This is a genomic window from Roseovarius amoyensis (assembly GCF_003260265.1).
Lineage (GTDB): Bacteria > Pseudomonadota > Alphaproteobacteria > Rhodobacterales > Rhodobacteraceae > Roseovarius > Roseovarius amoyensis.
This window is the reverse complement of sequence record NZ_QITQ01000002.1, coordinates 56,332-73,571: the sequence shown is the minus strand read 5'-3', so window position 1 is coordinate 73,571 and position 17,240 is coordinate 56,332. Positions and strand designations below refer to the sequence as shown.

Below are 17,240 nucleotides of genomic sequence, written 5' to 3'. Positions count from 1 at the left end.
TTCTTTGTCGCCTGATCTGAACCGCCCCGCCTCAGACGATCGGCAGGATCACGATCTCGACCCGGCGGTTTTGCGCGCGCCCCTCTTCGGTGAGGTTCGAGGCAACCGGCTGATCCTCGCCACGGCCGATAGTTTCGATCCGGCTGAAGGCGACGCCGCCATTCATCAGCACATCGGCAACCGCGTTGGCGCGGCGTTCGGACAGGCCCTGGTTATAGGCGGCGCTGCCGGTGTTGTCGGTGTGGCCCAAGACCTGCACCCGCGAGTCGGGATATTTCTGCAGGCTCTGCGCCACCGTCAGCAGGTCGGCGCGCAGCGTGCTGTTGACGGCAGAACTGTCGACGGCGAACAGAATATCCTGCGGCATGGTCACGATCAGCCGGTCACCGGTGTTGGTGATGGCGATCTGCTGGTTCTCCAGGTCGCGGCGCAGGTCCGCCTCCTGCCGGTCGAGGAAGCTGCCGGCCACGGCGCCGCTCGCGGCCCCGGCGATGCCGCCCACAACGGCGCCCTTGCCCTTGTCATCGGACACCAGCGCGCCCAGCCCCGCACCCAGGATACCCCCCAGCAGCGCCCCCTGCTTGGTGTTCTGGTTGGGGTCGGTGCCGCCCAGCTGGGCCGGGTCGGTACAGGACGCAGCCGCCAGTAGCGACATGCCTGCCAAAATCAGGATGGGGGTGCGTGCTCGGATCATCGTGGTGCCTCTCATGCTATGCCCGGTCTTTCGCGGCTTTTCCCGATAATAGGCGCGATCTTGCCCGTTCCCAAGACCAAAGCCCGAATATATCGGCGCAATCCCGCCCAAATTCAGGCGCGCATCCCGAAAATCCGCCGTCAGGCGCCGCTTGCGGCGGTTTCGGCCCCTGGTATGGCCGCGTCTGCGCGCGCCGCCTCCCACGCCAGCATGGCGCGCTTGACCGGCAGCCCCCAGTGATAGCCGCCCAGCCCGCCCGATTTGCGCAGCGCCCTATGACAGGGGATGAGGAAACTGATCGGGTTGCGCCCCACCGCCGTGCCCACGGCGCGCACTGCGCGCGGATGGCCGATGGCGCGGGCGATCTCGGAATAGGTCGTGACCTGCCCCGAGGGCACCGCCAGCAGCGCCTCCCACACCTTGATCTGAAAGGGCGCGCCGATCAGGTGCAGCGACATTTCGCACCGCTGGCCGGCCCCGTCGACAAAGGCCGCCGCCACCCAGTCGCGCAGCGGTTCGGGGTCTTCGACATATTGCGCCCGCGGCCAGCGCCCGGTCAGGTCGGCCAGCGCCTGCGCCTCGCCCACCTCTTCGGCGAATGCGATGGCGCAGATGCCCCTGTCTGTGCCCATCACCAGCGCCCGCCCGAAAGGCGTGTCGAACCAACCCCAGCGGATGATCAGCCCCTCGCCACCCCGGGCATAGTCGCCCGGGCTCATCGCCTCCCAGCGCAGGAACAGATCGTGCAGTCGCCCCGACCCCGACAGCCCCACCTCATGCGCCGTCGCCAGCGTGGTGGACCGCTCGGCCAGCAGCGCCTTGGCGTGGCCCAGCGTCAGGTATTGCTGGTACCGTTTCGGAGACACCCCTGCCCATTGCGAAAACAACCGCTGGAAATGGGCCGGGCTCATCTGCATTTCGGCGGCAAGATCGCCCAGCGACAACGTACCTCCGGCACGGTCGATCCGGTCGATCGCACGACGCATGACCTGGTAATGATAGCTCGACTGCGGTTCGGCATTCATCGCGGCATCCCCTCTTTCACCACCAAATCTAACGTGCCGCCCGGCACCCCGCGACCCGAATATTGCGCATTGGCGCGAATGCGGGCATGACAGGCGCCATGGCCAGCCAGCTCGACTATCACGCGATGCGCGAGACCTTCGCGCGCTTCAAAGCCGCCGACCCCGAACCCAAGGGGGAGCTGGAGCATGTCAACGCCTTTACCCTGCTGGTCGCGGTGGCACTGTCGGCTCAGGCAACCGATGTCGGCGTCAACAAGGCCACGCGCGCGCTGTTCCCCATCGCCGACACGCCCGAAAAGATGCTGGCGCTGGGCGAAGAAGGGCTGACCGAACATATCCGCACCATCGGGCTGTACCGCAACAAGGCTCGCAACGTGATCAAGCTGTCACGCATCCTGGTCGATGAATATGGCGGCGACGTACCCAATTCCCGCGCCGCGCTGCAATCGTTGCCGGGGGTGGGACGCAAGACCGCGAACGTGGTGCTGAACATGTGGTGGCACCACCCGGCGCAGGCGGTCGACACCCACATCTTTCGCGTCGGCAACCGCACCGGCATCGCCCCGGGAAAGGACGTGATCGCCGTCGAACGCGCGATAGAGGACAACGTGCCGGTGGATTACCAGCTGCACGCCCATCACTGGCTGATCCTGCATGGCCGCTATACCTGCCGGGCGCGCAAGCCCGCCTGCGGCACCTGCATTATCCGCGATCTCTGCCAATACGAGGACAAGAATTTATGACCCGCTACCAAGCCGTTGGCATCGGCAATGCCGTTGTCGATATCATCTCGCCCTGCGACGACCGCTTTCTCGCCCGGATGGGCATAGAAAAGGGCGTGATGCAGCTGATCGGCGCCGAGCGCGCCGAATTCCTGCTGGAAAACATGCAGGAGCGCCGCCAGGTCGCCGGCGGGTCGGTGGCCAACAGCATCGCCGGGCTTGGGGCGCTGGGGCTGTCCACCGCCTTTATCGGGCGGGTGTGCGACGACGAGACCGGGCGCAGCTATGCGGCCGATATGGCCGGCACCGGCACGGAATTCATCAATGCGCCCGCCAACGGGGGCGAGTTGCCGACCTCGCGCTCGATGATCTTCGTCACCCCCGATGGCGAGCGGTCGATGAACACCTACCTTGGCATCTCGACCGAGCTGGGGCCGGACGACGTCAACGACGCCGTGGCCGGCAACGCCGGGCTGCTGTTTCTTGAGGGCTATCTCTTTGACAAGGACAAGGGCAAGGCGGCGTTTATGTCGGCCGCGCGGGCGGCGCGCGCGGGTGGCGGACAGGCGGGCATCACCCTGTCCGACCCGTTCTGCGTCGACCGGCACCGCGATGATTTCCGCGCGCTGGTGCGCGAGCTGGATTTCGTGATCGGCAACGAACACGAATGGAAATCGCTCTACCAGACCGAAGACCTGGGCGCGGCGTTGGAACGGGCGGCAGAGGAGAGCGGCACCATCGTCTGCACCCGCTCGGGCCACGACGTGGTGCTGGTCGAGGGCGGCAAGACGGTGACAGTGCCGGTGCAGACCGTCACCCCCATCGATGCCACCGGCGCGGGCGACCAGTTCGCTGCCGGTTTCCTGTATGGCATGGCCACCGGCAAACCGCTGGCGGTTTCGGGCCGCATGGGCTGTATCGCCGCGGCCGAGGTCATCGGCCATTACGGCGCGCGCCCCGAGGCCAGCGTCAGGGACATGTTCGCGGCCGAAGGCCTGATCTGACCCACGGCTTCCCGTTTTTATCCCATTGAGAATGCCCTGGGGTGAATTGCCCATGGTACCACCAGGGGCAAGAGTGGCAGCACCCTTGCCCCTCGGACGCTATTCACCCAGCTTGGCGTGCACTTCTTCCAAATCGATCTCTCCGGTCGGCATCTTGTTGGCCGGGTTTTCGAAATCGTATTTGAACAGCTCGAAATCGCGCTTGTAGATTTCATAGACCAGGTGCATCGACAGGTCGTCAAAATAATCCTCGACCGGATGCGCGCGCTGTGGCCCGTGGCCGGCGCTTTCGTTGAAACGCGGAATTTTCTTGAGATCGACCTTTTTCGGGGTCTCGACGGCGTCCAGCACCTCTTGCATGCCATCGTTGAACTTTTCGGTCCAGAAGATGGTGTTGTAGCGTCCGCCATTGACGATGAACGTCGATACATGCCCCGACATCGCCGACCAGTGGATGTCGGGATCCATCGGGCGGCGCCAGCGGATGGTGTCGCGGGCGAACAGCAGAAACCGGCGAAAGCTGCGGATCTGGTCGAATTCCTGCTTGCCGTCCTCGCCGCCGACCTCGATGCCGTATTTCTGGATCAGCAGCGGCACCAGCTTGCCGCGATAGCGCCGGCCGTTGCGCTGAATACCACAGATCTTGTCGAAAAAGCTGGACAGGATGCGCGTGTAGGGATTGCGCACGCAGGTAAAGGCATAGGTGTCCTGTGCCTGCACATTGGCGCGGATCAGGTCCTGGCTGTCCTCGCGCGCCCATTTGTGCAGCCCGTTTTCGGCATCGTGAATGTCGCCGTCAAAGAACTCGCCGTGATCGGAATAGTACAGCACCTGCCCGATCGTGGAACAGGCGCATTTGGGCACCACGCGGTAGATGACGCTTTCGCTTTCGGTCATCCATGTGCCCGGGAATCCGCCCATTTCTCGTCTCTCCTGCCTCAGCCAGCCCTGTTATTCGGACTCAGGATTTGTAACCCGTAGAAAACCCGCGCGGAAGGAGGTTTCTTCAATCCGCGTTCATGGCTATCAATGTAAACAATAAAGACAAATCGGGGTAGGCCGTTTCGCGCATGGCAAGAATCGCGTTCATACTGCTGTGTCACAAAGACCCGGAGGCCATCATCCGCCAGGCGCGGATGCTGACCGCCGCAGGCGACTATATGTCGATTCATTTCGACGCCCGCGCCCGACCAGAGGATTTCAAGCGGATCAAGGACGCGCTGGCCGACAACCCCAACGTCACCTTCGCGCGCCGCCGTGTTCGATGTGGCTGGGGGGAATGGTCGCTGGTGCAAGCAACGCTGCACGCGATCGAGGCCGCGACCAAAAAGTTTCCGCGCGCCACGCATTTCTACATGCTGTCGGGCGACTGCATGGCGGTGAAATCCGCGGCCTACGCGCATGATTTCCTGGATGCCGAAGACGTCGATTACATCGAAAGCTTCGATTTCTTCGAAAGCGACTGGATCAAGACCGGGATCAAGGAAGACCGGCTGATCTATCGTCACTATTTCAACGAACGCACCCAGACCCGGCGTTTTTACGCCGCCTACAACCTGCAAAAACGGCTGGGGCTGTCGCGCGCCATTCCCGCCGATCTGCAGATCCAGATCGGCAGCCAGTGGTGGTGCCTGCGCCGCCGCACCGTCGAAGCGATTTTGGATTTCATCCGCCAGCGCCGCGACGTGACGCGGTTTTTTCGCACCACCTGGATCCCCGACGAGACGTTCTTTCAGACGCTTGTGCGCCATCTGGTGCCCGAAACGCAGATCCGCACCCGCACCCTGACATTCCTGATGTTCACCGATTACGGGATGCCGGTGACGTTCTACAACGACCATTACGACCTGCTGCTCAGCCAGGATGCCCTGTTCGCGCGCAAGATCAGCCCCGAGGCGACGGAACTCAAGCAGCGGCTCGGCACGCTTTACGCCGACGGCAACGCGACATTCCAGATTTCGGGCGAGGGGCGCAATCTTTACAACTTTCTCACCGGGCGGGGCCGCATCGGCCGCCGCTTTGCCAGCCGCTTCTGGGAAGAGGAAAGTACCCTGGGTCGCCGGCGCGAGCTGATGATCGTGATCTGCAAGAAATGGCACGTCGCCAAACGCCTGCTGGGGCGGATCAAGCACGTCGCCAACATGCCCACCATCGACTATCTCTTCAACGAAGAGAACACGCCGCTGCCCGATCTGGGCGGCATCCAGTCGACGCTGGAAAAACGCCACCGCCATCGCCGGGCGCTGATGCGCATGCTGTTCGACTATTTCGAAACCGACCGGCTGATCATCTGCCTGGACCCCTCCAACCTGGACCTGATGCAGGATTTCGCGGGCGACCGGGCGACGACACGCATGCTGGAGGTGCAGTGCACCTTTACCGACAGCTACCTCATCGGCCATTGCAAAAGGGTCGGCCTGGCCGGCGAACAGACCTCCGACGCGACATGGGAACGGCTGCTGCCCACCGTGCGCGGCGACATGATCTATGAACGCGATCGCATCCGCGATGCCGAGTTCGAAAACCACATGATGATCAAGGAATGGGATACGCCCGAGGAAAATGCGCCCCAGATCGCGCAGTTCCTTGATATCCCGCCGGAAAAGGCGCTAGAGATCACACAGACACCTGAATTGTTTGCTGATTAAGGCCGATACCTCATGCCATACGTCTATGATGACCAGAACGTCTTTGCCAAGATCCTGCGCGGCGAGATACCCAACGATACCGTGCTGGAGACCGAGCACACGCTAGCCTTCAACGACATCCAGCCGCTGGCGCCGGTGCATGTGTTGGTCATCCCCAAAGGGGCCTATGTGTGCCACGATCATTTCGCCGCCGACGCATCCGATGCGGAGCTGGTCGATTTCATGCGCGCCACCGCCAAAATCTGCGGCATGACCAAGGTCAGCCCGGGCGATGGCGGCGACGGTTTCCGCGTGCTGGCGAATGCGGGCAAGAACGGTTTGCAGGACGTGCCGCACTATCACCTGCACATCCTTGGCGGCTGCAATCTGGGGCTGATGCTGCCCAAGACCTGAGGCCACGGCAGGACATCGCCACCAACGGCGCGGCGGCATCTTGCCGCCACGACTCCTGCCCCCATATCCCAGCACATGCCCCAGCAACCGGATCTTGCCCCCATGTCCCTGCGCGCCAGGGTCGGCACCCTTGTCGGCCACCCACTGTTTCGGAACTTCATTCTCGGCGTCATCCTGTTCAACGCCGCCGTCCTGGGGCTGGAGACATCGCAAACCGTGATGGCGGCGGCGGGGCCGGTGATCGAACTGCTCGACCAGATCTGCCTGGCGATCTTCGTCGCCGAGATCGCGCTCAAGCTCTTTGCCCGCGGGCCGGGCTTTTTTCGCGATGGCTGGAACATCTTCGACTTCGTGATCGTCGGCATCGCGCTGGTGCCCGCCGGTCAGGGGCTGTCGGTGCTGCGCGCACTGCGCATCCTGCGGCTGCTGCGGGTGCTGTCGGTCACGCCCTCGCTGCGCCGCGTGGTCGAAGGGCTGATGAACGCCCTGCCTGGGATGGGGTCGGTCTTTCTGCTGATGGGCCTTATTTTCTACATCGGCTCGGTGATGGCGACCAAGCTCTTTGGTGCGGCCTTTCCCGACTGGTTCGGCACCATCGGGCGGTCGGCCTATTCGCTGTTTCAGATCATGACGCTGGAATCCTGGTCGATGGGCATCGTCCGCCCGGTGATGGAAACCTATGCCCACGCCTGGGCGTTCTTTGTTCCCTTCATCCTGGTGACCACCTTTGCAGTTGTGAACCTGGTTGTCGGCCTCATCGTCAATTCGATGCAGGACGCCCACCATGCCGAGGACGCCGAGCGCACCGACACCTACCGCGACGACGTGCTGACACGGCTGGAACGGATCGAGGAACTGCTGGCAGAGCGGCGCCGGGACTGACCGAAACCGTCAATCCGCCCTGGTCAGTTCCAGGAACACGTCCTCAAGGTCGGCCTGTTCGGTGCGCACATCATTGATGCGCACCCCGGCGTCGCGCACTGCGGCCAGCACCTCTTCGGCGCTGGTGCGGCTGGTCTGATAGGTGATTGCCAGCGTTCCGTCGGCCTTGGCCTCGACCTCCAGCCCCTCGGCATGAGGCAGGCGTTCGGGCGGCTCCTCGGGGCGGATCAGCATGGTCTTGGCGTCAAAGCGCCCCAGCAGGGCCTGGGTCGTATCCTGCGCCACAAGCTGGCCGTGGTTGATGATGGCGATCTGGTCGCACATCTCCTCGGCCTCTTCCAGGTAGTGCGTGGTCAGAACGATGGTCATCCCCTCGGCGTTCAGGCGGCGGACATTGTCCCACAGCATTCGGCGCAATTCGATATCGACGCCCGCTGTCGGCTCGTCCAGCACCAGCACCGCGGGGTGATGCACCAGTGCCTTGGCCAGCAGCAGCCGCCGGCGCATGCCCCCGCTCAGCGTGCGGGCATAGGCGTGGGCCTTGTCCTGCAGCCCCACCAGCGCGAGAATCTCGTCGGTGCGCCGCTGCGATTTCGGCACGCCATACAGCCCCGCCTGCACCTCAAGCGCCTGGCGCGGGCTGAAAAACGCATCGAGGTTCAACTCTTGCGGCATCACCCCGATGGCGGCGCGGCTCTGGCGCGGGTTCACGTCCTGGTCGAACCCCCAGATCGTGACCTTTCCCGAGGTCTTGACCACCAGCCCCGCCAGGATGTTGATCAGCGTCGACTTGCCCGCCCCGTTGGGCCCCAGCAGCCCGAAAACACAGCCGGCGGGTATCGTCAGATCAATCCCGCGCAGCGCATGTTTCTCTGGCTCGCCCTTGCGCCCGCGATAAACCTTGGTCAGTCCTTGGATTTCGACTGCGTTTCCGCTCATGGCCGCTCTTGCCCCCGCGCTTGCGATCGCTCATATTCGCACCTAGATGACCGGAGCGGAAAAGGAAACTGCCAGATGGTGACAAAGGCCCCTGAAACCCGGATCGCCGACAGCTACCGCATCGCCTGCGACGGCGGCGAGGGCGCGTTGGGGCATCCGCGTGTCTGGCTGTGGATTCCGCGCGAAACCGGCTGGGTCGAATGCCCCTATTGCGACGCCCGGATCATCCACCGCGATTTCGAGGGCAAGGTCTGACGCCGCACCCCGGCGCGGCCTGATCCCGGTGCCCGGCGGCGGCAACGCCCCGGCCCGCATCGTTGCCCGCATACTGGTCCGGGGCGGTGCGACGTGGCATACCCGGCAATGCCGGCCAACATGAATCATCGGGCAAGGGGGGCGCATCATGACATTCGGCAAGGGCTGCCATCTGCATCTTATCGACGGGTCATCCTTTGTCTTTCGCGCCTACCACGCGCTGCCGCCGCTGACGCGCAAATCCGACGGGTTGCCCATCGGCGCGGTTGCCGGGTTCTGCAACATGCTGCAGCGCTATATCAACAGCGACCACGGCAACGACGCACCCACCCATGTCGCGGTGATCTTTGACAAGGGCAGCCACACCTTTCGCAACGACCTTTATGATGCCTACAAGGCCAACCGCGACGAAATGCCGGCCGATCTGCGCCCGCAGATCCCGCTGACGCGCGCCGCCAGCGAGGCCTTCAACATCCCTGCCAAGGAACTGGAAGGGTATGAGGCCGACGACATCATCGCCACGCTGGCCTGCCAAGCCCGCAAGGCCGGCGGACGGGTGACCATCGTCAGCTCCGACAAGGACCTGATGCAGCTTGTCGGCGGCGGGGTCGAGATGCTGGACGCGATGAAGAACCGCCGTATCGACGTCGAAGGGGTTGAGGAAAAGTTCGGCGTGCCGCCCGAACGCGTGGTCGACGTCCAGGCCCTGGCCGGCGACAGCGTCGACAACATCCCCGGCGCGCCCGGCATCGGCATCAAGACCGCGGCGCTGCTGATCAACGAATACGGCACCCTCGAAGAGCTGCTGGACCGGGCCGAGGAAATCCCCCAGCCCAAGCGCCGGCAGACCCTGATCGAACACCGCGGACAGATCGAACTGTCACGCAAGCTGGTGGAACTCGACTGCAACACGCCGCTGGATTTCACCATCGACGACCTGGAACTGCGCGACCCCGACCCTGACAAGCTGTTGTCATTCCTGACGGAGATGGAGTTTCGCACCCTCTCGAAACGCGTGGCCGATGCGCTGGGGGTAGAGCCCCCCGCAATCCCCGAACCCACCGCGGCAGAGACCGGTGAACAGGCCGCACCCGACTGGCCCGCCATCGACCCCGACGCCTATGAGCGCATCTCGACGATGGAGGCGCTTGATGCGTGGCTCAACCGCATTTCCGCGCAGGGCTTTGTCGCCGTGGATACCGAGACCACCTCGCTGGACGAAATGCGGGCCGAACTGGTGGGGGTGTCGCTGGCGACCGAGCCGGGGCGCGCCTGCTATATCCCGCTGGCCCACCGCCAGGGAACCGACGACCTGTTCGGCAACGACGCGCCCGTGCAGGGGCAGCTTGACCGCGACGCTGTGCTGCAACGCCTCAAACCGATGCTGGAGGATGACGCCATCCTCAAGATCGGGCAGAACATCAAGTACGACGCCAAGATCCTGGCCCGCCTGGGGCTGGGCGTGTCGCCCATCGACGACACCATGCTCTTGTCCTACGCGCTCAATTCCGGGCTGCACGGGCACGGTATGGACACCCTGTCCGAACGCTATCTTTCGCACACCCCGATTCCGATCAAGTCACTGCTGGGCGGCGGCAAGTCGGCGATCACCTTTGACCGGGTCGATGTCGACGAGGCGGTGAAATACGCCGCCGAGGATGCCGACGTCACCCTGCGGCTGTGGCATGTCTTCAAGCCCCGGCTGCACCGCGAACGGGTGACGACCGTCTACGAGACGCTGGAACGCCCGCTGGTGCCGGTGCTGGCCCGGATGGAGCGCGACGGCATCCTCGTCGACCGAGGAACACTGTCGCGCATGTCCGGCAAGTTCGCGCAGAAGATGGCCGCGCTGGAGGCCGAAATTCACCAGCTTGCCGGCGAAAACTTCAACGTGGGCTCGCCCAAGCAGCTTGGTGAAATCCTGTTCGACAAGTTGGGATACGAGGGCGGCACGCGCGGCAAGACCGGCGCCTGGGCCACCGGCGCCGATGTGCTGGAAGACCTGGCAACCGAGCACGAATTGCCCGCCCGCGTGCTGGACTGGCGCGCGCTGGCCAAGCTCAAATCGACCTATACCGACGCGCTGCAGGATCACATCCACCCCGAGACCGGCCGCGTCCACACATCCTATGTGCAGACCGGGGCCAACACCGGGCGGCTGGCCTCGACCGACCCGAACCTGCAAAACATCCCCGTGCGCAGCGAAGAGGGCCGCCGCATCCGCGAGGCCTTCATTGCCGACAAGGGCAATGTGCTGGTCTCGCTCGACTATTCCCAGATCGAGCTGCGCATCCTGGCCCATGTCGCCGATATCGGCGAGCTGAAGCAGGCGTTCCGCGACGGGCTGGACATCCACGCCATGACCGCGTCGGAGATGTTCGACGTGCCGATGGACCAGATGACGCCCGACATTCGCCGCCGCGCCAAGGCGATCAATTTTGGGGTCATCTATGGGATCTCGGGCTTCGGTCTGGCGCGTAACCTGCGCATTCCGCGGGCCGAGGCGCAGGCCTTCATCGACCGCTATTTCGAACGCTTCCCCGGCATCCGCGCCTACATGGACAGCACCATCGCCTTTGCCAAGGAACACGGGCATGTCGAAACGCTCTTTGGCCGGCGCATCCACACGCCCGAGATTTCAGCCCGCGGCCCGCGCGCCGGGTTTGCCCGCCGCGCCGCCATCAACGCACCCATCCAGGGCAGCGCCGCCGACATCATCCGCCGTGCCATGATTCGCATGCCCGCCGCCATCGAGGGGATGCCGGCGCGGATGCTGTTGCAGGTGCATGACGAGCTGCTGTTCGAGGTCGCCGAGGATGCCGCCGACGATCTGATTGCCGCCGCGCGCGAGGTGATGGAAGGCGCCGCCGAACCGGCTGTGCGCATCGACGTGCCGCTGACCGTCGATGCCGGGCGCGGCGCGAACTGGGCCGAGGCACACTGAGCGCCCGCCCCGGCCTATGTGCCGGGGGCGTATTCAGGATTTCTTGTCTTCGTCACCCAGCGACAGCGTATGCTCGCGCAGCCAGGCCATGAAACCGCGCGGGTCGGTTTCCAGCAGTTTCATCTGCTCTGGCGGCACCGGGCGCCCCACCACCGGCCGTTGCGGGCGGTTGCAGCTGCGCACCACCTCATGCAACAGAAAGCTCTGCCGCAGCGTTGCCGAGATCCGGTTGGCGATCTGGTAGAGACGTGAATTGGAGCCGGGAAAATACACCGGCACCACCTGCGCGCCCGAACGGCGGATCATCTGGGCGGTAAAGACGTTCCATTCCTGTTCGATTGCGGGGCCGAACAAGGTGTCGGATGACGCCACCACGCCAGACGGAAACACGCTGATCACCCCGCCCTCGCGCAGATGCGCCATCGCCTTGGCGCGCATCTCGACCGATTTGCGCTGCGCATCCGGTTCGTGCGGAAACGGCACCGCGATCATGTACGAGGCCGCGACCTCGTCAATGCCGGTCAGCAGGGCACGGGTGAGGATCTTGTAATCCGTCCGCCTCCGCCCGATCAGATCGGCCATGATCATCCCGTCAACCAGGCCGTGGGGATGATTGGCCACCACCACCACCGGCCCTTCGGGGGGAATGTTGTCGATCTGCTCTTGCGGGGTCAGCAGCGGAATGCCCATCGTGTCCAGCGCCGCACGCCAGAACGGCTGGCCGGTGGGCGCGCCACGGCGTTCGAACGCGCGGATCATGCGCAGGATCGTCAACTTGCCGGTGAACCATTCGATGGCGCGGATGGTGAACGCCGTCAGCGATGAATCAAAGGAATTGGCATAGGTCAGGCTGCGGCGGTCATACTTGGTAAAGTTGACCGTCTCGCCGGTCTGGTCCGGGCTATGGTCCTGCGCACGGTCTGCCACCTGGTTCATCCCCGTATCACGTACCCGTGCCACGCTGGCGCCTACATCGGCTCGCCGAAACGGTCGGCAACGAGTGCCTCTACCGCGTCGACGAGGGCTTCAGCGTCAGCCCCCCAAGCGCGCACGTCAATAGTCTTTCCTTTCGAGGCTGCCAACATCAAAAGCCCCATGATGCTATCGGCGCCGCTCGACTGGCCGTCAAGGCTGACCTCGGCGCTGGCGTCGAACCCTTCGGCCACTTCGACGAGCTTGGCCGCCGCACGGGCGTGCAGCCCTTTTTCGTTCACGATATTGAATCGCCGAGTGATAGTATCGCTCATGTCTCGTCGCTTTCGGTCGGTTGCGGCTCAGTCTGCCGACACGTTGTGGCTGTCGATGTATTTGCGTCCGGCATCGAGGGCGGCACGTGTCGCATCAGCGATGTCCAGGTGGCGGCTCTTGGCCAGCTTGATCAGCATCGGCAGGTTCGCGCCGTACAGGATGCGCCGCCCTTTGGGCTGACAGGCCTTGAGCGACAGGTTCGAGGGCGAGCCGCCGAACATATCGGTGACGACGACGACCCCGTCGCCGGCATCCACCTCGTCGGCCGCGACGCAAATCTCGGCCTGCTTGGAGATGCGGTCATAGTCCTGTTCAATGGTGATGGCACGCAGGCCCGGCTGGGCGCCGACGACATGTTCGATCGCCCGGACATATTCGCGGGCAAGCCTGCCATGCGCCACGATCACAATCCCGATCACGACTTGTCGTCCTCCTTGGGCAAGCGCGCCGCCGGTGCCATGACGGCAGACGGGGCCGGGGGGGTGGTTCGCTCCAACTCGCGGTGCCTTATAGACACCTGCCAGCCGTCCTTAGCAAGGGCCTCGGCCATCGTCTGTGTCATGACAACGCTGCGGTGCTGTCCGCCTGTGCACCCGAAGCCGATGGACAGATACGCCTTGCCTTCGTCCTCATAGGCCGGCAGCAGAAGGTTGACCAGATCGGCAACCCTGTCACGAAACGGCACATAGCGGGGATCGGCAGCGACAAAGGCCATGACGCGCGGGTCGCGCCCGTCAAGGCCGCGCAACGTCTCGTCCCAGTAGGGATTGCGCAAAAAACGGCAGTCCAGCACCATGTCCAGCCCGCGCGGCAGGCCGCGCTTGTAGGAAAACGACTGCACCGTCACCGCCAGCTGCGGCGTGCCCCGGGGCGCGAACCAGCGATCCAGTTCCGCGCGCAATTCATGCGGCGACATCTCGGAGGTGTCGATCAGCACGTCTGCCCTGGCCTTGATCGGCCCAAGCAGATCGAGTTCACGGTGAATGCCTTCGCCCGGGCTTTCGGCCGGGGCCAGGGGATGGCGGCGGCGGGTCTCTGAAAATCGGCGCAACAGCACTTCGGGACGGCAATCGAGATAGAGCACCTGCATCTGCTCCGAATCGGCGCTTGTTATGTTGTCGATCGCCTGGATCACGGCAAAGGTGGAAAAGTCGCGGTTGCGTACGTCTATCCCCAGCGCCAACGGCCGCTCGGGCGTGTGCCCCTCCACCAGCCGCGGCAGCAGCGACAGCGGCAGGTTGTCGATCGCCTCGAAACCCATGTCCTCGAGCGCGCGAATTGCCGTCGTCCGGCCCGCGCCCGAGGGGCCGGTCACCAGAATCAGCGGATGTGCCGTTGCGGATTTCGCCATTTCGTCAGGACCTTTCTCAAGCGTCGCGCCCACCTTTCAGATAGGTCAGGATCGCAGCAGGAAAATGCGCCAGATGCGATTTCCTTACAAGCGGCAGCCCGACACCGTGAATCGGCATGCGGCGCATCGGCGGCAGGCGGTCGGTCTCGACCGTATCCATGTCGACGACAAGCACCACCTCGGCGGGGCCTGCCGCAGGGGCGGTCAGTATCCCGACCTCGCGCGCCTCGATCCGGCCGCGCAACGTGGCCGGCGCGTCGGCCATCAGCGCCGCCCCGTTCCGCCAGAGCCGGGTTCTGTCATCGGCGACCAGCCCGGCCCCCAGCGCCATCAGTTGCAGCGCCAGACCCGACTTGCCGCTGCCCGACGCCCCCCGGATCAGCACCGCACGCCCGTCAATGGCGACGCAAGAGGCGTGCAGCACCAGTTCGCCCACATCCGGCAGGGGCTCTGCCGATTCCGCGGGCACGGCGTCAGGGGTATCGGGACCGGCCATCGCGCCGGATCAGACCGGCAGACCCACGACAAAGCGGGCACCAAGCGGGTCAGAGGTGGCATCGGCATCGGTGGGGCGGATGTTCTCGGCCCATATCACGCCGTCATGCGCCTCGACGATCTGTTTCGAGATCGACAGGCCAAGACCCGAATTGTTGCCGAATTCCTTTTCAGAACGCTGCGAATAGAACCGCTGGAAAATCTTTGTCAGCGCCTGCTCGGGGATGCCCGGGCCGGTGTCCTCGACCACGACTACCACCCGGTTTTCGCGCTTGCGCACCCAAAGGCGGATCGCATCGCCATCCTCGCAAAAGCTGATGGCGTTGGTAATCAGGTTCACGAACACCTGCGCCAGCCGCGCCTCAAGCCCGGTTATGACGATCCGTTCGCGCGGGAAATCGGTTACGAACTCTATGCCTTTCTGGCCGGCCTGCTCGCCAAGGTATTGGGCCAGATTTGACAGCATCGCCACCAGATCAAAGCTTTCCTGCTCTTCCTTCACCAGTTCGCTATCGAGCCGCGATGCGTTGGAAATATCGCTGACCAGCCGGTCGAGGCGGCGAACATCGTGCTCGATCACGTCAAGCAGCTTGTTGCGCTGGTCCTCGCGCTTGGCCAGCCGCAGCGTGCCGACGGCCGAACGCAGCGACGCCAGCGGGTTCTTGATCTCGTGCGCGACATCCGCCGCGAACTGTTCGTTGCCATCTATCCGATGATACAACGCCGCGACCATGCCCCGCAGCGCGCCGCTGAGGCGGCCGATCTCGTCGGGCCGCGCGGTGAGGTCGGGAATTCGGATGCGCCCGCCCTGGCCGCCGCGTCCACGATTGCGGTTGCGGGCACCGCCGACCTCGGCCGCCGCCGCCAGTTCGGCCAGCGGGTTCGAGATGGTCGAGGCCAGGATCAGGCTCAGCCCAACCGAAACCAGCGTGGCGACGATGAACATCTGCAGAACGCGCTCGCGCTCGACGCGCACCAGGCGGTCGAATTCGCCCGAAACGCTGGCCAATGCCACGACACCGACGGGGGTGTCGCCATGCATGATGGGCACCGCCACCGAAAAGACGTCGCCGCCGCCCCTGCCGGTACTGATCACGCGCGTGCGCCGGTCCAGCGTCGGCGCCACCAGTGCCCCGACCTGATCCTCGACGCTCGGGATCGGGCGGCCGCGCTCTTCCGTGGAAAATGGCGCCGAAACCAGGCCCCATGCCCAGGTGATCGCATCGGTGATATAGGTCCGAAAGCCATCGCCTTCGCCCACCGTGGCGGCGGGGCTTTCGATCTTGCCGGCCAGCCGGCCATCGGTATCGAAAACGAACACCTCGACCCCGGGGCGCAAATCTATCCCGGCCAGGGTTTCAGCGACATCCACACCGTCACCCGTCATCAGGTTGACCGGCGCGCCAGAGGGCAGCTGCGCCTCGAACACGTCGGCGACAAGCTCTGTCTCGCCGGCAATGTGATCGGCGCGTTGCTGCGTCAGCCCGTTGCCCGAAGCGTTGAGAAAGAGAATGCCCGCCGCGAGGATGTTCAGCGCGATCAGGTTGAAGGTAACGATCTTGCGGGTCAGGGAGGCGCCGCCGCGTGACAGGTAGCCACGCTTTTCGCGACGGATGCGGACCTCGTCCTCCACCACGTTCTCAGGGGCTACAAAGTCATCTCCTAGAACGACGCCGCCGTCGTCCGAAAGCGACTGGTCGCGCACGTCTATCCTTTCGGCGAGAGCCATTACTCTTCGTTGTAACGGTACCCTATGCCATATAGGGTCTCAATGGCCGAGAATTCCGGATCGACCATACGCATCTTCTTGCGCAGCCGCTTGATGTGACTGTCGATCGTACGGTCATCGACGTAAACCTGGTCGTCATAGGCCACATCCATCAGCTGATCGCGGCTTTTGACAAAGCCGGGGCGTTGCGCCAGCGCCTGCAACAGCAGGAATTCCGTCACCGTCAGCGATACGTCCTGGCCTTTCCAGGTCACCGCGTGGCGCAGCGGGTCCATCCGCAGCTGGCCGCGTTCGATCACCTTGGATTCCTCGGTATCGGCGACCAGTTCGCCCGCGTTCGCCTCTTGCCGGCGCAGCAGCGCGCGGATGCGTTCGACCAAGAGCCGCTGCGAAAACGGTTTCTTTACATAATCGTCCGCGCCCATGCGAAGGCCCAGCACCTCGTCGATCTCGTCATCCTTCGATGTCAGGAAAATGACCGGCATCGAGGTTTTCTGGCGCAGCCGCTGCAGCAGATCCATTCCGTCCATGCGCGGCATCTTGACGTCAAGAACGGCCATATCCGGCAGCTTCTTGCTGAACGCCTCGAACGCCTGTTGCCCGTCATTATAAGTATCGACCTCAAAACCCTCGGCTTCGAGTGTCATCGAGACAGATGTCAGGATGTTCCTGTCATCGTCCACAAGGGCAATTCTTGACATATTATTTTTCCCCTAACCGCTCTCATTGCTCAATTTTTTTCTACTACCTGCCCTTTTTCGGCCATTTTATCAATCCCAAACTGCGAATCAGCCAGCCCGCCCCGGCCATTTGAGGCGGAAAAATCTTAGCAATGGCTAAATTGACTCACATCGCGACACATCAGACGCGCGATCGATCCGGCGGTTCCTTGCCACGGTTGCGCTAACTTG

Annotated in this window: 18 protein-coding genes; 7 read left to right on the top strand and 11 right to left on the bottom strand. The window is 63.9% G+C overall.

What is annotated here, in order from left to right; all coding sequences use genetic code 11:
- Positions 1 to 31 precede the first annotated feature (31 nt).
- Positions 32 to 694, bottom strand: coding sequence for a YiaD family glycine zipper/OmpA-like lipoprotein (locus DL899_RS20050; protein WP_111732566.1), 663 nt, complete (start codon positions 692 to 694; stop codon positions 32 to 34).
- Between the two features lie 140 nt (positions 695 to 834).
- Positions 835 to 1,719, bottom strand: coding sequence for a methylated-DNA--[protein]-cysteine S-methyltransferase (locus tag DL899_RS02225; protein ID WP_111732146.1), 885 nt, complete (start codon positions 1,717 to 1,719; stop codon positions 835 to 837).
- A gap of 98 nt (positions 1,720 to 1,817) precedes the next feature.
- Between DL899_RS02225 and nth the strand changes: the two genes are divergently transcribed.
- Both nth and DL899_RS02215 read left to right on the top strand, forming a co-directional pair.
- Positions 1,818 to 2,462 (top strand): endonuclease III, encoded by a 645-nt coding sequence (gene nth, locus DL899_RS02220; protein WP_111732564.1) that lies wholly within the window; start codon positions 1,818 to 1,820, stop codon positions 2,460 to 2,462.
- Positions 2,459 to 3,445 (top strand): adenosine kinase, encoded by a 987-nt coding sequence (locus DL899_RS02215; protein WP_111732145.1) that lies wholly within the window; start codon positions 2,459 to 2,461, stop codon positions 3,443 to 3,445. The genes nth and DL899_RS02215 overlap by 4 nt, the downstream gene beginning before the upstream one ends.
- 99 nt (positions 3,446 to 3,544) lie before the next feature.
- Here DL899_RS02215 and DL899_RS02210 read toward each other — a convergent pair whose 3' ends face one another.
- The gene (locus tag DL899_RS02210) at positions 3,545 to 4,366 is read right to left on the bottom strand and encodes a sulfotransferase family protein (RefSeq protein WP_239494572.1); all 822 of its coding nucleotides are present in this window, start codon (positions 4,364 to 4,366) and stop codon (positions 3,545 to 3,547) included.
- A gap of 149 nt (positions 4,367 to 4,515) precedes the next feature.
- On the opposite strand from DL899_RS02210, the gene DL899_RS02205 reads away from it, so the two are divergent.
- The 3 genes from DL899_RS02205 to DL899_RS02195 all read left to right on the top strand — a co-directional run bounded on the left by DL899_RS02205 (position 4,516) and on the right by DL899_RS02195 (position 7,368).
- Positions 4,516 to 6,093, top strand: a complete 1,578-nt coding sequence (locus DL899_RS02205) for a DUF5928 domain-containing protein (protein ID WP_111732143.1) — start codon at positions 4,516 to 4,518, stop codon at positions 6,091 to 6,093.
- Between the two features lie 12 nt (positions 6,094 to 6,105).
- Entirely contained in the window at positions 6,106 to 6,486 is a 381-nt protein-coding gene (locus DL899_RS02200; RefSeq protein ID WP_111732142.1) for an HIT domain-containing protein, read from the top strand.
- Between the two features lie 102 nt (positions 6,487 to 6,588).
- A complete protein-coding gene (locus tag DL899_RS02195) occupies positions 6,589 to 7,368 on the top strand; it encodes an ion transporter (protein WP_111732141.1) in 780 nt (259 codons plus the stop codon).
- Positions 7,369 to 7,377: 9 nt separating this feature from the next.
- Here the strand turns inward: DL899_RS02195 and DL899_RS02190 are convergent, their stop codons facing one another.
- Entirely contained in the window at positions 7,378 to 8,307 is a 930-nt protein-coding gene (locus DL899_RS02190) for an ABC transporter ATP-binding protein (RefSeq protein WP_111732140.1), read from the bottom strand.
- Positions 8,308 to 8,382: 75 nt separating this feature from the next.
- Here DL899_RS02190 and DL899_RS02185 point away from each other — a divergent pair, with 75 nt between their 5' ends.
- Both DL899_RS02185 and polA read left to right on the top strand, forming a co-directional pair.
- Positions 8,383 to 8,562: a zinc-finger domain-containing protein gene (locus tag DL899_RS02185; RefSeq protein WP_111732139.1), complete on the top strand. Its 180-nt coding sequence runs from the start codon at positions 8,383 to 8,385 to the stop codon at positions 8,560 to 8,562.
- Positions 8,563 to 8,710: 148 nt separating this feature from the next.
- Positions 8,711 to 11,506, top strand: a complete 2,796-nt coding sequence (gene polA / locus DL899_RS02180) for a DNA polymerase I (protein ID WP_111732138.1) — start codon at positions 8,711 to 8,713, stop codon at positions 11,504 to 11,506.
- Positions 11,507 to 11,539: 33 nt separating this feature from the next.
- On the opposite strand, the gene DL899_RS02175 is transcribed toward polA, so the two are convergent.
- Genes DL899_RS02175 through DL899_RS02145 form a run of 7 tightly spaced genes read right to left on the bottom strand, consistent with a single transcriptional unit; the run spans position 11,540 to position 17,030 of the window.
- Positions 11,540 to 12,442 (bottom strand): lysophospholipid acyltransferase family protein, encoded by a 903-nt coding sequence (locus DL899_RS02175; RefSeq protein ID WP_111732137.1) that lies wholly within the window; start codon positions 12,440 to 12,442, stop codon positions 11,540 to 11,542.
- Positions 12,443 to 12,474: 32 nt separating this feature from the next.
- On the bottom strand, positions 12,475 to 12,753 hold the full coding sequence (locus tag DL899_RS02170; RefSeq protein ID WP_111732136.1) for an HPr family phosphocarrier protein: 279 nt from the start codon (positions 12,751 to 12,753) through the stop codon (positions 12,475 to 12,477).
- Between the two features lie 27 nt (positions 12,754 to 12,780).
- Positions 12,781 to 13,173: a PTS sugar transporter subunit IIA gene (locus DL899_RS02165; RefSeq protein ID WP_111732135.1), complete on the bottom strand. Its 393-nt coding sequence runs from the start codon at positions 13,171 to 13,173 to the stop codon at positions 12,781 to 12,783.
- Positions 13,170 to 14,105 (bottom strand): RNase adapter RapZ, encoded by a 936-nt coding sequence (gene rapZ / locus DL899_RS02160; protein ID WP_111732562.1) that lies wholly within the window; start codon positions 14,103 to 14,105, stop codon positions 13,170 to 13,172. Before rapZ ends, DL899_RS02165 begins: the two co-directional genes overlap by 4 nt.
- Before the next feature lie 16 nt (positions 14,106 to 14,121).
- Positions 14,122 to 14,601 (bottom strand): HPr kinase/phosphorylase, encoded by a 480-nt coding sequence (locus DL899_RS02155; protein WP_111732134.1) that lies wholly within the window; start codon positions 14,599 to 14,601, stop codon positions 14,122 to 14,124.
- A 9-nt stretch (positions 14,602 to 14,610) separates the two neighbouring features.
- The gene (locus DL899_RS02150) at positions 14,611 to 16,329 is read right to left on the bottom strand and encodes a sensor histidine kinase (protein ID WP_111732133.1); all 1,719 of its coding nucleotides are present in this window, start codon (positions 16,327 to 16,329) and stop codon (positions 14,611 to 14,613) included.
- Complete coding sequence (locus DL899_RS02145) at positions 16,329 to 17,030, bottom strand: response regulator transcription factor (protein WP_111732132.1); 702 nt, start codon at positions 17,028 to 17,030, stop codon at positions 16,329 to 16,331. The genes DL899_RS02150 and DL899_RS02145 overlap by 1 nt, the downstream gene beginning before the upstream one ends.
- Positions 17,031 to 17,240: the final 210 nt, after the last annotated feature.

What these genes read in the sequence shown, in the direction of transcription:
- DL899_RS02200 (WP_111732142.1), top strand. Translation starts at nt 6,106, where the DNA reads ATGCCATACGTCTATGATGACCAGAACGTCTTTGCCAAGATCCTGCGC.
- rapZ (WP_111732562.1), bottom strand. Translation starts at nt 14,105, where the DNA reads ATGGCGAAATCCGCAACGGCACATCCGCTGATTCTGGTGACCGGCCCC.
- DL899_RS02170 (WP_111732136.1), bottom strand. Translation starts at nt 12,753, where the DNA reads ATGAGCGATACTATCACTCGGCGATTCAATATCGTGAACGAAAAAGGG.
- DL899_RS02205 (WP_111732143.1), top strand. Translation starts at nt 4,516, where the DNA reads ATGGCAAGAATCGCGTTCATACTGCTGTGTCACAAAGACCCGGAGGCC.
- DL899_RS02225 (WP_111732146.1), bottom strand. Translation starts at nt 1,719, where the DNA reads ATGAATGCCGAACCGCAGTCGAGCTATCATTACCAGGTCATGCGTCGT.
- polA (WP_111732138.1), top strand. Translation starts at nt 8,711, where the DNA reads ATGACATTCGGCAAGGGCTGCCATCTGCATCTTATCGACGGGTCATCC.
- DL899_RS02210 (WP_239494572.1), bottom strand. Translation starts at nt 4,366, where the DNA reads ATGGGCGGATTCCCGGGCACATGGATGACCGAAAGCGAAAGCGTCATC.
- DL899_RS02150 (WP_111732133.1), bottom strand. Translation starts at nt 16,329, where the DNA reads ATGGCTCTCGCCGAAAGGATAGACGTGCGCGACCAGTCGCTTTCGGAC.
- DL899_RS20050 (WP_111732566.1), bottom strand. Translation starts at nt 694, where the DNA reads ATGATCCGAGCACGCACCCCCATCCTGATTTTGGCAGGCATGTCGCTA.
- DL899_RS02195 (WP_111732141.1), top strand. Translation starts at nt 6,589, where the DNA reads ATGTCCCTGCGCGCCAGGGTCGGCACCCTTGTCGGCCACCCACTGTTT.
- nth (WP_111732564.1), top strand. Translation starts at nt 1,818, where the DNA reads ATGGCCAGCCAGCTCGACTATCACGCGATGCGCGAGACCTTCGCGCGC.
- DL899_RS02190 (WP_111732140.1), bottom strand. Translation starts at nt 8,307, where the DNA reads ATGAGCGGAAACGCAGTCGAAATCCAAGGACTGACCAAGGTTTATCGC.
- DL899_RS02185 (WP_111732139.1), top strand. Translation starts at nt 8,383, where the DNA reads ATGGTGACAAAGGCCCCTGAAACCCGGATCGCCGACAGCTACCGCATC.
- DL899_RS02145 (WP_111732132.1), bottom strand. Translation starts at nt 17,030, where the DNA reads ATGTCAAGAATTGCCCTTGTGGACGATGACAGGAACATCCTGACATCT.
- DL899_RS02215 (WP_111732145.1), top strand. Translation starts at nt 2,459, where the DNA reads ATGACCCGCTACCAAGCCGTTGGCATCGGCAATGCCGTTGTCGATATC.
- DL899_RS02155 (WP_111732134.1), bottom strand. Translation starts at nt 14,601, where the DNA reads ATGGCCGGTCCCGATACCCCTGACGCCGTGCCCGCGGAATCGGCAGAG.
- DL899_RS02175 (WP_111732137.1), bottom strand. Translation starts at nt 12,442, where the DNA reads ATGAACCAGGTGGCAGACCGTGCGCAGGACCATAGCCCGGACCAGACC.